The sequence below is a fragment of the Enterobacter sp. CM29 genome, from assembly GCF_013179605.1.
GTDB classification, from domain to species: domain Bacteria; phylum Pseudomonadota; class Gammaproteobacteria; order Enterobacterales; family Enterobacteriaceae; genus Enterobacter; species Enterobacter intestinihominis.
The window spans coordinates 1-12,140 of record NZ_JABMCU010000137.1 but is presented as its reverse complement, the minus strand read 5'-3'; the positions used below and the strand labels follow the sequence as shown (position 1 = coordinate 12,140).

Below are 12,140 nucleotides of genomic sequence, written 5' to 3'. Positions count from 1 at the left end.
AGCAAGGAACATAAAGTGAACGGAATGACCACCACCGCCGTATGTTCCCCTCACCCTAACCCTCTCCCCGGAGGGGCGAGGGGATTGCTCAGTGCTCGCATTAATTTGTGGGGAACCCTCAGCCCACGGGGAGAGGGGGCAAACACTAAAAACGGCAACCTGGGTTGCCGTTTTGCTGTTTATCAGGCGCTTTGTTTCAGCCAGTTCAACACCACGTCGTGGTGGTTGCTGGTTTTGAAATCATCAAACACGTGCTCAACTTTACCGTCAGCGTCAATCAGGAAGCTGATGCGGTGAATACCGTCGTACGTTTTGCCCATAAAGGACTTCTCACCCCAGACGCCAAACTGCTCGCAAACCTGGTGGTCTTCATCGGAAAGCAGCGTGAAGTTCAGCAGCTCTTTTTCCGCAAAACGTGACAGCTTCTCTGGTTTATCGGTGCTGATGCCCAGCACTTCCACACCGACCTTTTTCAACTCATCCATGTTGTCGCGCAAACCGCAGGCCTGTACGGTACAGCCCGGGGTCATGGCTTTCGGGTAGAAATAGACCAGAACACGCTGTCCCTGGAAGTCGGTCAAATTTACTTGCTCGCCGTCTTGATCCGGTAAGCTAAATTTCGGTGCGATATCACCGGCTTTCAGTGGGTTCATTACTCAACTCCATCCTGTTCGTGCTGCGAATAATCGACGACGCTTATACTGCCTTGCGCGTGTAATTCTGTACAGAGGGCTTTAAACGCTTGCTCGATATTTGACGCATCCTGCGAGGCAGGGCTGTGGGCGGTAATTTGAATAAACAGCGTCGGGATGGCGTTTTCATCGCCAGGCTGCGTGCGGGAAACCAGTTCGGCAATGTTCATCTGATGGCTGTCAAACAGTGCCGTAAAACGTTCAATCAGATGAGGTGAATCAGGCACTTCAACCTGTACCCAGACTGTGGCAGGCAGAGCCGGACGCGGGCGCGCGGTGGTGCGCTTCATCACAATCAGTAAATCCAGCTCTGCGCCTTTCAGCGGCAGGGTAGATTCGATGAGGGTAATGGCATTCCATGTTCCGGAAAGCAGCATGATGAACGTGAATTCTTCGCCAAGCATAGCCAGCCGGCTATCTTCGATATTGCAGCCGCAGCTGCTCACGTGGCGAGTGATGGTATTCACGATACCCGGCCTGTCAGCACCCAGCGCAGTGATAACCAGGTAATGTTGTGATGAGGTTGTCAAACCTGTTCTTCCTTTGCGTGGTTAAGTCTTCCTAAGGAAAGCATAAAAAAAACATGCATACAACCGCCTGAGAGCCTCAGGTCGCTTGCTTTTATTACAGTTCCAAACGTAACATTGAGGCTCTTGTTCGCACAGAGGATGGCTCATGTTCACGGGAAGTATTGTCGCGCTTGTTACACCGATGGATGAAAAAGGTAATGTCTGCCGGTCAAGCATGAAGAAGCTCATTGATTACCATGTCGCCAATGGAACCTCGGCGATCGTTTCGGTAGGGACTACCGGTGAATCCGCTACGCTGAGCCACGAAGAGCACGGCGACGTTGTGATGCTGACCCTGGAACTGGCGGACGGGCGTATTCCGGTCATCGCGGGTACGGGCGCAAACGCAACGGCAGAGGCCATTAGCCTGACTCAGCGTTTTAACGACAGCGGCATTGTTGGCTGTCTGACGGTGACCCCTTACTACAACCGCCCAACTCAGGAAGGTTTGTTCCAGCATTTCAAAGCCATCGCTGAACATACTGACTTGCCACAAATTCTGTATAATGTGCCGTCCCGTACCGGTTGCGATATGCTGCCGGAAACCGTTGGCCGTCTCTCGAAAGTAAAAAATATTATCGGGATTAAAGAGGCGACAGGGAACTTAAGCCGCGTTCATCAGATCAAAGAGCTGGTTTCAGACGACTTTATCCTGTTGAGCGGTGATGATGCGACCGCACTGGACTTTATGCAGCTCGGTGGTAACGGCGTTATTTCCGTGACGGCGAACGTGGCGGCGCGTGATATGGCTGACATGTGCAAACTGGCCGCAGCCGGTCACTTTGATGAAGCTCGCGTGATTAATCAGCGTCTGATGCCGTTGCATAATAAATTATTTGTCGAACCCAATCCGATCCCAGTGAAATGGGCATGTAAGGAGTTGGGGCTTGTAGCAACCGACACGCTGCGTCTGCCAATGACACCGATTACCGACCATGGTCGTGAAATTGTCGCTGGCGCGCTGAAGCATGCCGGTTTGCTGTAAAGTTTAGGGAGATTTGATGGCTTATTCAGTACAGAAGTCGCGCCTGGCCAAGGTTGCGGGTGTTTCGCTTGTTATGCTCCTCGCTGCCTGTAGTTCAGACTCGCGCTACAAGCGCCAGGTGAGCGGTGATGAATCCTATCTGGATGCGCCGCCGCTTGCTGAACTTCACGCGCCTGCCGGCATGATCCTGCCGATCCAGAACGGTGATTATAATATTCCGGTTACCAACGGCAGCGGCCTGGTGGGTAAAGCGCTCGATATTCGTCCGCCAGCTCAGCCTCTGGCGCTGGTGAGTGGCGCGCGCACGCAGTTCACCGGTGATACAGCTTCTCTGCTGGTGGAAAGCGCACGCGGTACCACGCTGTGGCCGCAGGTTGTGAGCGTCATTCAGTCGAAAAACTATACGATTGATAAACGCGACGACGCCAGCCAGACCTTAACCACCGACTGGATTGAGTGGAACCGTCTCGATGAAGACCAGCAGTATCGTGGTCGTTATCAAGTCTCCGTTAAGCCGCAGGGTTATCAGCAGGCGGTTACCGTTAAGCTGTTGAATCTTGAGCAGGCAGGTAAACCGGTTGCCGATCCGTCCGCCATGCAGCGCTACAGTACCGAAATGCTGAACGTGATTGCAGCGGGTCTGGATAAGAACGCTGCTGATGCCGCAAACGCCGCGCAGAACCGTAACGGCTCAACGTTTGACGTGCAGAGCGGTGCAGACGATACCGGCCTGCCAATGCTGGTGGTGCGTGCGCCGTTTAACCAGACCTGGCAGCGTCTGCCAGCCACGCTGGAAAAAGTGGGCATGAAGGTGACCGACAGCACCCGTTCAACGGGCAGCATCACAGCGACCTATAAGCCGCTGTCTGAAAGTGCCTGGCAGGAGCTGGGGGCAAGCGATCCACAGTTGCCTTCCGGTGACTACAAAATCCAGGTCGGCGACCTCGATAACCGCAGCAGCCTGCAGTTTATCGATCCGAAAGGACACACGCTGACCCAGGCGCAGAACGATGCGCTGGTCGCTGCCTTCCAGGCCGCATTCAGCAAATAATAGTGAGGGCTGGTTAATCCAGCCCTTTTTATTTTCGTGCCACGCAAACGTGTGCGTGGCATAATATAGCCAGTTTTGAATACAAATCATCACACCAGGAGTAATGAAGATGCAGAAGCAAGCTGAGTTGTATCGTGGCAAAGCGAAAACCGTATACAGCACGGAAAACCCGGATCTGTTGGTGCTCGAATTCCGCAATGATACGTCAGCAGGAGACGGCGCACGCATTGAGCAGTTCGATCGTAAGGGCATGGTGAACAACAAGTTCAACCACTTCATTATGACCAAACTGGCCGAAGCCGGTATCCCGACTCAGATGGAAGCGTTGTTGTCCGATACGGAATGTCTGGTAAAAAAACTGGATATGGTGCCGGTTGAGTGCGTGATCCGTAACCGTGCCGCAGGCTCCCTGGTGAAGCGTCTGGGCATTGAAGAGGGTATCGAACTGAATCCACCGCTGTTCGATCTGTTCCTGAAAAACGACGCCATGCATGACCCGATGGTCAACGAATCCTACTGCGAAACCTTCGGCTGGGTCAGCAAAGAGAACCTGGCGCGCATGCAGGAACTGACCTACAAAGCCAACGACGTGCTGAAAAAGCTGTTTGATGACGCGGGCCTGATCCTGGTCGACTTCAAGCTGGAGTTCGGTCTGTACAAAGGCGAAGTGGTGCTGGGCGACGAGTTCTCTCCTGACGGCAGCCGCCTGTGGGACAAAGAGACGCTGGATAAAATGGACAAAGACCGTTTCCGCCAGAGTCTGGGTGGCGTGGTCGAAGCGTACGAAGCGGTTGCTCACCGTTTAGGCGTTAAGCTCGACTAAACTGCGCATTTGCCAAAGGATGTTGGCATCCTTTGGCGTCTTATCCTTGTTTACTATGGTAATCCTTTCATTAACCGCCTACGATCATAGCTATTATAAATGGAATAGTTCGAGGTGTTTATGCGCTGGCAAGGGCGTCGTGAAAGTGACAACGTAGAAGACAGACGCAGCAGTGGTGGCGGTGGGCCGTCTATGGGCGGGCCAGGTTTCCGGTTACCCAGCGGCAAGGGCGGTATTATTCTGCTGGTCGTCGTGCTGGTAGCGGGCTACTACGGTGTCGACCTGACCGGTTTGATGACCGGTGAAACCGGGCAACAGCAGCAGTATTCTCAGCGCTCCATCAGCCCGAATGAAGATGAAGCGGCGAAATTTACTTCCGTTATTCTCGCGACGACCGAAGATACCTGGGGTCAGCAGTTCGAGAAAATGGGGCGGACTTATCAGCCGCCAAAACTGGTGATGTACCGGGGCGCAACCCGCACGGGCTGCGGCACCGGGCAGTCCGTTATGGGGCCGTTCTACTGCCCGGCGGACAGCACCGTCTATATCGATCTCTCCTTCTATGACGACATGAAAAGCAAGCTGGGCGCCGACGGCGATTTTGCCCAGGGCTACGTGATCGCGCATGAAGTCGGCCACCATGTGCAGAAGCTCCTCGGCATTGAACCTAAAGTGCGTCAGATGCAGCAGAATGCGTCTCAGGCGGAGGTGAATCATCTCTCCGTACGCATGGAGCTTCAGGCCGACTGCTTCGCTGGCGTCTGGGGACACAGCATGCAGCAGCAGGGCGTGCTGGAAACAGGCGATCTGGAAGAGGCCCTGAATGCCGCACAGGCGATTGGTGACGATCGCTTGCAGCAGCAAAGCCAGGGGCGCGTTGTGCCGGACAGCTTTACCCATGGCACCTCAGAGCAGCGCTACAGCTGGTTTAAGCGTGGCTTTGACAGCGGCAACCCGTCGCAGTGTAATACCTTCGGCAAAGCTATGTGATGTTGGGGGTTGAACAGCTGGTTAACCAGCTTCAGCGTACCGGGCACCGCCGGCTGGTGGTGCTTAGCGGCGATGAAGCGTGGACGTTGAGCCAGGCGACCATCCTGCGCGATACGTTACCAGGAGACTGGCTGTGGCTGGAGGAAAACCCCTCTAAGGCCATCAGCGGCCTGCTGGGACGTGAATATCTGCACGCCGTTTTTGACGCGCGTCGCGGGTTTGACGTCTCGGCCTTCGCCGCCCTCAGCGGGACCCTGCGCGCCGGAAGCCTTCTGGTGCTGCTGGTGCCGCCGTTCTCCGTCTGGGCTAACAGGCCCGACGCGGATTCTCTACGCTGGAGCGACAGCGCCGAGCCGATCGCCACCCCGCACTTTGTTTACCATTTTTGCCGGACGCTGGCCGCCGATTCAGATGCTATCGTCTGGCATCAACATCGTCCTCTGTGCCTTCCCGTTGCGCCAGATTTACCCGCCTGGCAGCCCGCCAGCGGTGAACCGCAGCGCGAGCAGGCTGCGATCCTCGACGCGCTTCTGACCATGCCTGCTGGCGTGGCTGCCGTGACGGCCCCGCGCGGACGAGGAAAGTCCGCCCTGGCGGGCATGTTGCTCAACGGCATTCAGGGTAGTGCTGTAGTGACCGCACCGGCAAAAGGGGCGACGGATGTCATCGCGCGTTTCGCCGGGGAACATTTTCACTTTATGGCCCCGGATGCGCTGCTGGCCTCCACAACAGAAGCTGACTGGCTGATTGTCGATGAGGCGGCCGCCATCCCCGGCCCGCTGCTCGAGAAACTGACGATGCGCTTTCCCCGCGTGTTGTTGACCACTACGGTGCAGGGTTATGAAGGCACGGGCAGGGGATTTCTGCTGAAGTTCTGCGCCCGGTTCAGCGGTCTGCGGCGATATACCTTATCAACTCCTGTACGCTGGGCTGCCGGATGTCCTCTTGAGCGAATCGTGGCGAACGCGCTGCTGTTCGACGATGCGCTTATCGATCGCAAACCGGTAGGGGAGGTAAGTTTAACGTCGCTGGAGCCCGGGGTGTGGGAGAGCGATCCGGCGCGCGGGGCAGGCGTGTATGAACTGCTGTGTGCCGCGCACTACCGGACGTCCCCCCTCGATTTACGCCGGATGATGGACGCGCCGGGACAGCATTTTACCGTTGCTGAAACCGACTCAACCCTCGCCGGTGCTCTCTGGCTGGTGGAGGAGGGCGGCTTATCCCCAGAGCTTAGTCGCGCGGTGTGGGCGGGATTTCGTCGGCCGCGTGGAAATCTGGTGGCACAGTCGCTGGCGGCGCACGGCGGTTCGCCTCTCGCGGCGACGCTGAAAGGCCGACGCGTCAGCCGTATTGCGGTTCATCCTCATCGCCAGCGGGAAGGCATCGGCCAGGGGCTGATCCGCAGTGCCAGCGGAGAAGATTATCTCTCGGTCAGCTTTGGCTATACCGACGAGCTGTGGCGTTTCTGGCGGCAGTGCGGGTTTGTGCTGGTGCGAATGGGCAGCCATCGGGAGGCCAGCAGCGGGTGCTATACGGCGATGGCGTTGCTGCCGCTGAGCGAGGCGGGGCATCAGCTCTGCGAAGAGGCGCATCAGCGTTTATGTCGTGATATGCGCGTCCTGTCGGCCTGGAATGGCGAAAAGATCCCGGTGATGGATGCATGGGAAGCTACCCTTAATAGTGACGACTGGCTGGAGCTGGCGGGGTTTGCCTTTGCGCACCGGGCGTTTTCAACCTCGGTTGCGGCGCTAACGCGATTGTTGGTAGCCGTGGATATGCCGCTCCCGGCGCTGCGCGGGAAAATGGAAGGGAATACACACGATTTCGGGCGCAAAGCGTTGCTGGCGAAGCTACGCGAGGAAACCGCTCACGCGCTTGAAAGGCTTGATTACTCTCGTAGCCAGCGGCTGAAAGCCGACATTTTGCAATGGCAATTTTTTCAATGACTTCTTCAGTAAAGTGGCATGGTCATTACCCCGCAGAGGCGTAAAATCCTGCTTAACAATTAAGGAGATCGCCATGAAACATGACCATTTTGTTGTGCAAAGCCCGGATACCCCTGCTAAACAGCTACTGCTTCTGTTTCATGGCGTGGGCGACAATGCCGTCAATATGGGACAGATTGGCAGCTGGTTTGCACCCGTTTTCCCACAAGCGCTGATCGTCAGTATCGGCGGCGTGGAGCCCTGCGGTCCGGACGGGCGGCAGTGGTTTTCCGTCGAGGGCGTGACGGAGGAAAATCGTCAGGCACGTATTGATGCCGTTATGCCAGCCTTTATCAATACCGTGCGTTACTGGCAGCAGCAGAGCGGCGTAGGTGCCAATGCAACAGCGCTGATTGGCTTCTCTCAGGGCTCAATCATGTCGCTGGAAAGCGTAAAAGCGCAGCCCGGACTGGTGTCCCGCGTGATTGCCTTCAATGGGCGTTTTGCGACGTTACCGCAAAGCGCGACCACGCAGACCACGATCCATCTCATTCATGGGGGTGAAGACCGGGTAATTGAGCTTTCGCATGCGGTTGCGGCCCAGGACGCGCTGATGCGTGAAGGCGGGGATGTGACGCTGGATATCGTGGACGATCTGGGGCATGCCATTGACGATCGCAGCATGCAGTTCGCGCTCGATCATCTGCGTTATACCGTACCGAAGCACTACTTTGATGAAGCGCTCAGCGGCGGTAAGCCGAATGACGATGATATCGTCGAGTTTATGTGAGGTTTCCCCTCTCCTTAGGGAGAGGGGAAACAGAGCGATTACTTCTTCTGGTCCTTCTTCGGCCAGTCGTCTTCATCGTCCCACTTGTCGTTAAAATCACGGTGCGGCGGAAGATCCGGTTTGTTGGCAAGGAACTTTTTGTGGTCAACGCGCTTGAGATCTTTAATCACGTTAAGCAGCACGCCTACCAGAAATACCAACACCAGAATCCACCAGTACTTTGAAAGCCAGTCCATTCGCTAATCCTCTTTAAGCACCCGTCAGGCGACGAGCTGCTCCATAATACGTTGATACATGCGGGCCAGCAGTTGTAAATCGGCAGCGTTCACGCATTCATTGATTTTGTGAATCGTCGCGTTAACCGGACCCAGTTCGACAACCTGTGCGCCCATGCGGGCGATAAAGCGTCCGTCAGACGTGCCGCCCGTTGTCAGCAGCTGTGGCTTAATCTCATTATAGTGCGCGATGGCGTTCACTACCGCATCCACCAGTTTACCGCGCTGCGTCAGGAACGGCTGGCCAGACAGCCACCAGTCGAGGGTATAGCGCAGCTGGTATTTTTCGAGCAGCGCAATCACGCGCGCTTTTATCATCTCGTCGGTCAGTTCGGTGCTGAAGCGGAAGTTAAACTGGACGAAGAGATCGCCGGGAATGACGTTGTTGCTGCCGGTGCCGGCCTTGATGTTGGCTATTTGCATGCTGGTTGGCGGGAAAAATTCGTTGCCTTTATCCCATTCAATGCCCACCAGTTCGTTCAGCATCGGCGCGGCGCGGTGTACCGGGTTATCCGCCAGGTGCGGATAGGCAACGTGGCCCTGCACGCCATGAATGGTCAAATTGCAGGTCAGGGATCCACGGCGGCCATTTTTCACCACATCGCCCACCACTTCGGTACTGGACGGTTCGCCCACCAGACAGTAGTCCAGACGTTCATTGCGCGCCATCAGCGCCTCAACGACCTTCACGGTGCCGTTGTGGGCGCTGGCTTCTTCATCGGAGGTAATCAAAAACGCAAGACGGTTTTTATGGTTCGGATGCTGGGCGACGAAACGCTCTGCCGCCACGACCATCGCAGCCAGGGAACCTTTCATATCCGCAGCGCCGCGTCCGAAAAGCATGCCGTCGCGGATGGTTGGCTCAAAAGGCGGGTTGATCCAGCGGTCTGCGTCGCCTGCGGGAACTACGTCGGTATGTCCGGCAAACGCCAGCGTCTCCCCCTGACCGCGCCATGCCCAGAAGTTCTGCGTATCGCCAAAATCCATGTGCTCGACGGTAAAACCGATGGCACGCAGGCGCTCAATCATTAATGCCTGACAACCTGCGTCGTCCGGGCTAAGGGAAGGACGGCGAATAAGCTGCTGAGTCAGCTCAATGACCGGGCATGACATAGACTACACCTCAACGAATAAATCTGAATAAAGGGTTTCACTGAAACCCAGCAGCATAGGCTGACCTGGCTTGCAGAGCAATGGGCGTTTGATGATTGCCGGCATTTCAAGCATCAGTTTGGCTGCGCTGTCGGCGTTGTTGATCGTGGCCCGGAGAGATTCATCCAGTTTTCGCCAGGTGGTCCCGCGGGTGTTCAGCAGCGCTTCCCAGCCCAGTTCATTGATGGCGGAATGGAGAAACGCAGGGTCAAGCCCGTCGGCACGGTAATCATGGAAGCGATAGTCGATGTTGTGTGCTTCCAGCCAGCGGCGGGCTTTTTTAATCGTATCGCAATTCTTAATGCCGTACATCACAACCATAGTGAATCCTTTTGTTCTTGTGTGGGTTAAATGTTCAATATTTTCGAAGATATATCCTTAAGTGGAATATAACATATTCGGAATTTTTCGTGATTTACAATTCTCCATAATTCAACGAACAGCTGTTCGCTGAATAGTGTTCCATCTTTTAAGCATAGTTGTCCACTCTGTATAAATTGCCAATAAACTCAGGGGGAAATTAAAAATGCTGTCATTTTTCTGACTATTTCAAAATATTGCTGTAGGTCACATAAAATTTACCCGTCAACGCTCATAGTGATCCTAAACCTACCTGCACAGCGAGGCTCAATCACAGCAATCGGTTAAAGTGGCTTCACAATGATGATACGTTTTCGTAGAATGCACATAATAATAAGAGAGGTTGTTATGATTGAACATGAACTGGGGAACTGGAAAGATTTTATCGAAGGCATGCTTCGTAAATGAATTTCCGGTAAGAAATGCAAGAGCACTTAATTAACTAAAATAACCATAGTGTGAAAGAATCACACAATAAAAAGGCGGCCTGTAAAGCCGCCTTTTTTTATTTCAACGGGTTATTCCGGCTTATCCTTCAGCGGGAAACGACGGCGTATCAGCACAAAGAACAGCGGTACGAAATAGATAGCCAGAATCGTCGCGGAAATCATTCCCCCCATAACGCCCGTTCCCACCGCGTGCTGGCTGCTGGAGCCTGCGCCGGAGCTGGTGGCCATCGGCAGGACGCCAAATACAAACGCCAGAGAAGTCATCAGGATCGGGCGCAGGCGCTGACGACAGGCGTGCAGCGTGGCGGCCATCAGTTCGTGACCTTTGGCATTCATCTCATTGGCAAATTCGACGATCAGAATGGCGTTTTTCGCCGACAATCCGATTACGGTGAGGAGTCCGACCTGGAAATAGACATCGTTTTCCAGGCCACGCATCCAGGTTGCCAGCAGCGCGCCGATGACCCCGAGAGGCACCACCAGCATTACCGAGAACGGCACTGACCAGCTTTCATACAGCGCCGCCAGGCAGAGGAACACTACCAGCAGCGAAAGGGCATACAGGGCAGGCGCCTGCGCGCCGGAAAGCCGTTCCTGGTAGGACATCGCCGTCCACTCCAGGCCAAAGCCGGTCGGTAACTGCTGAACCAGTTTTTCCATAATGTCCATTGCAGTACCGGTACTGACGCCAGGCGCGGCTTCACCGACAATCTCCAGCGCCGAATAGCCGTTGTAACGCTCCAGACGCGGCGAACCGGTCTCCCAGCGTGACGTCGCAAACGCCGAGAACGGCACCATGCCGCCGGTGTTATTGCGCACATACCAGCGGTTGATATCGTCCGGCAGCATGCGGTATTTGGCAGCAGACTGAACGTAGACCTTTTTCACGCGACCGCGATCCATAAAGTCATTCACGTAGCTTGAGCCCCATGCCGTTTGCAGGGTGTCGTTAATGTCGTCGATGGAGACGCCCAGCGCCTGCGCTTTACGCTGGTCGATATCCACCTGTAGCTGAGGGCTGTCATCCAGACCGTTATGACGAACGCGGGTAAGCTGCGGCTCTTTCCCGGCCAGCTCGAGCAGTTTATCGCGAGCTGCCATCAACGCGTCATGCCCGGCACCCGCGTGATCCTGAAGCTCCATATCAAATCCGGCTGAGCTGCCCAGGCCACTGATAGCGGGCGGGCTGCTGGCGAAAACGCGCGCTTCCTTGATTTTGTTGAACGCTTTAGTTGCACGTTCAATGATGGCAAAGGAGGAGCCGCTATCGCTGTCGCGCTGGTCCCAGTCTTTCAGGCGCACAAACATACGCGCCACGTTCTGCCCGTTACCGCCAGGGCCAGAGCCGACGGTGGAGAAGACGGAGACCACGTTATCCTTCTCCTGAGTATGGAAGTAGTTCTCAACCTTCTGCACCACTTTCAGGGTCTGCTGCTGGGTCGAGCCGCTCGGTAACTGTACGGAGGTGATAAACATGCCGCGATCTTCCAGCGGCAGGAACGAGGTTGGCAGCCGCAGGAATAAGAAGACCATGCCGCCGAGCAGCAGGACATAGACCACCATCCAGCGCACGCTGCGGTGCAGTACTTTACCCACGCCCGCTTCATAGCGCGCCGCATTTCGGTTAAACATGCGGTTAAACCAGCCGAAGAAGCCTTTTTGACCGTGGTGTTCGCCCTTATGCAGCGGTTTGAGCAGCGTCGAGCACAGAGCAGGGGTAAGGATCATCGCCACCAGTACGGAGAGCACCATCGCAGAGACGATGGTGATCGAGAACTGGCGATAAATCGCGCCCGTAGTGCCGCCAAAAAACGCCATCGGGATAAATACCGCCGACAGCACCATGGCGATACCGACCAGCGCACCCTGAATTTGCCCCATCGATTTACGCGTGGCCTCGCGGGGCGAAAGCCCTTCCTCGCTCATGATGCGCTCGACGTTTTCCACCACCACGATGGCATCATCCACCAGCAGGCCGATGGCCAGCACCATGGCAAACATGGTCAGGGTGTTGATGCTGTAACCGAAGGCATACAGCACCGCAAAGGTTCCCAGCAACACCACCGGCACCGCAATGGT

Annotated in this window: 13 protein-coding genes; 7 read left to right on the top strand and 6 right to left on the bottom strand. The window is 55.6% G+C overall.

The window, feature by feature from the left end; all coding sequences use genetic code 11:
* Positions 1–182: 182 nt before the first annotated feature.
* On the bottom strand, positions 183–653 hold the full coding sequence (gene bcp / locus HP459_RS16130; RefSeq protein WP_022648972.1) for a thioredoxin-dependent thiol peroxidase: 471 nt from the start codon (positions 651–653) through the stop codon (positions 183–185).
* On the bottom strand, positions 653–1,222 hold the full coding sequence (locus tag HP459_RS16125) for a glycine cleavage system transcriptional repressor (RefSeq protein WP_000213743.1): 570 nt from the start codon (positions 1,220–1,222) through the stop codon (positions 653–655). The genes bcp and HP459_RS16125 overlap by 1 nt, the downstream gene beginning before the upstream one ends.
* A gap of 145 nt (positions 1,223–1,367) precedes the next feature.
* Here HP459_RS16125 and dapA point away from each other — a divergent pair, with 145 nt between their 5' ends.
* The 6 genes from dapA (at position 1,368) to ypfH (ending at position 7,825) form a co-directional block, all read left to right on the top strand.
* The gene (gene dapA, locus HP459_RS16120; protein ID WP_003860542.1) at positions 1,368–2,246 is read left to right on the top strand and encodes a 4-hydroxy-tetrahydrodipicolinate synthase; all 879 of its coding nucleotides are present in this window, start codon (positions 1,368–1,370) and stop codon (positions 2,244–2,246) included.
* Between the two features lie 16 nt (positions 2,247–2,262).
* On the top strand, positions 2,263–3,297 hold the full coding sequence (gene bamC, locus HP459_RS16115) for an outer membrane protein assembly factor BamC (protein ID WP_022648971.1): 1,035 nt from the start codon (positions 2,263–2,265) through the stop codon (positions 3,295–3,297).
* Between the two features lie 109 nt (positions 3,298–3,406).
* The gene (purC, locus tag HP459_RS16110) at positions 3,407–4,120 is read left to right on the top strand and encodes a phosphoribosylaminoimidazolesuccinocarboxamide synthase (RefSeq protein ID WP_001171626.1); all 714 of its coding nucleotides are present in this window, start codon (positions 3,407–3,409) and stop codon (positions 4,118–4,120) included.
* A gap of 120 nt (positions 4,121–4,240) precedes the next feature.
* Positions 4,241–5,110, top strand: coding sequence for a neutral zinc metallopeptidase (locus HP459_RS16105; RefSeq protein WP_022648970.1), 870 nt, complete (start codon positions 4,241–4,243; stop codon positions 5,108–5,110).
* Positions 5,110–7,056 carry a tRNA(Met) cytidine acetyltransferase TmcA gene (locus HP459_RS16100; protein WP_171936479.1) on the top strand — a complete coding sequence of 649 codons (1,947 nt, stop codon included), beginning with the start codon at positions 5,110–5,112 and terminating at the stop codon, positions 7,054–7,056. Before HP459_RS16105 ends, HP459_RS16100 begins: the two co-directional genes overlap by 1 nt.
* A 73-nt stretch (positions 7,057–7,129) precedes the next feature.
* Positions 7,130–7,825, top strand: coding sequence for an esterase (gene ypfH, locus HP459_RS16095; protein ID WP_171936478.1), 696 nt, complete (start codon positions 7,130–7,132; stop codon positions 7,823–7,825).
* 38 nt (positions 7,826–7,863) lie between these two features.
* Here ypfH and HP459_RS16090 read toward each other — a convergent pair whose 3' ends face one another.
* From HP459_RS16090 to HP459_RS16080, 3 genes are read right to left on the bottom strand one after another with little or no spacing between them, the layout of a single operon-like run.
* A complete protein-coding gene (locus tag HP459_RS16090) occupies positions 7,864–8,061 on the bottom strand; it encodes a YpfN family protein (protein WP_000383991.1) in 198 nt (65 codons plus the stop codon).
* Positions 8,062–8,085: 24 nt separating this feature from the next.
* Positions 8,086–9,213: a succinyl-diaminopimelate desuccinylase gene (dapE, locus tag HP459_RS16085; RefSeq protein WP_017383496.1), complete on the bottom strand. Its 1,128-nt coding sequence runs from the start codon at positions 9,211–9,213 to the stop codon at positions 8,086–8,088.
* A gap of 3 nt (positions 9,214–9,216) precedes the next feature.
* Positions 9,217–9,573, bottom strand: a complete 357-nt coding sequence (locus HP459_RS16080) for an ArsC family reductase (protein ID WP_045309148.1) — start codon at positions 9,571–9,573, stop codon at positions 9,217–9,219.
* A 387-nt stretch (positions 9,574–9,960) separates the two neighbouring features.
* Between HP459_RS16080 and ypfM the strand changes: the two genes are divergently transcribed.
* A complete protein-coding gene (gene ypfM, locus HP459_RS16075; protein WP_100181659.1) occupies positions 9,961–10,020 on the top strand; it encodes a protein YpfM in 60 nt (19 codons plus the stop codon).
* Positions 10,021–10,130: 110 nt separating this feature from the next.
* On the opposite strand, the gene HP459_RS16070 is transcribed toward ypfM, so the two are convergent.
* Positions 10,131–12,140 (bottom strand): efflux RND transporter permease subunit (locus HP459_RS16070; protein WP_171936477.1); only part of this gene is annotated, 2,010 nt, incomplete at its 5' end.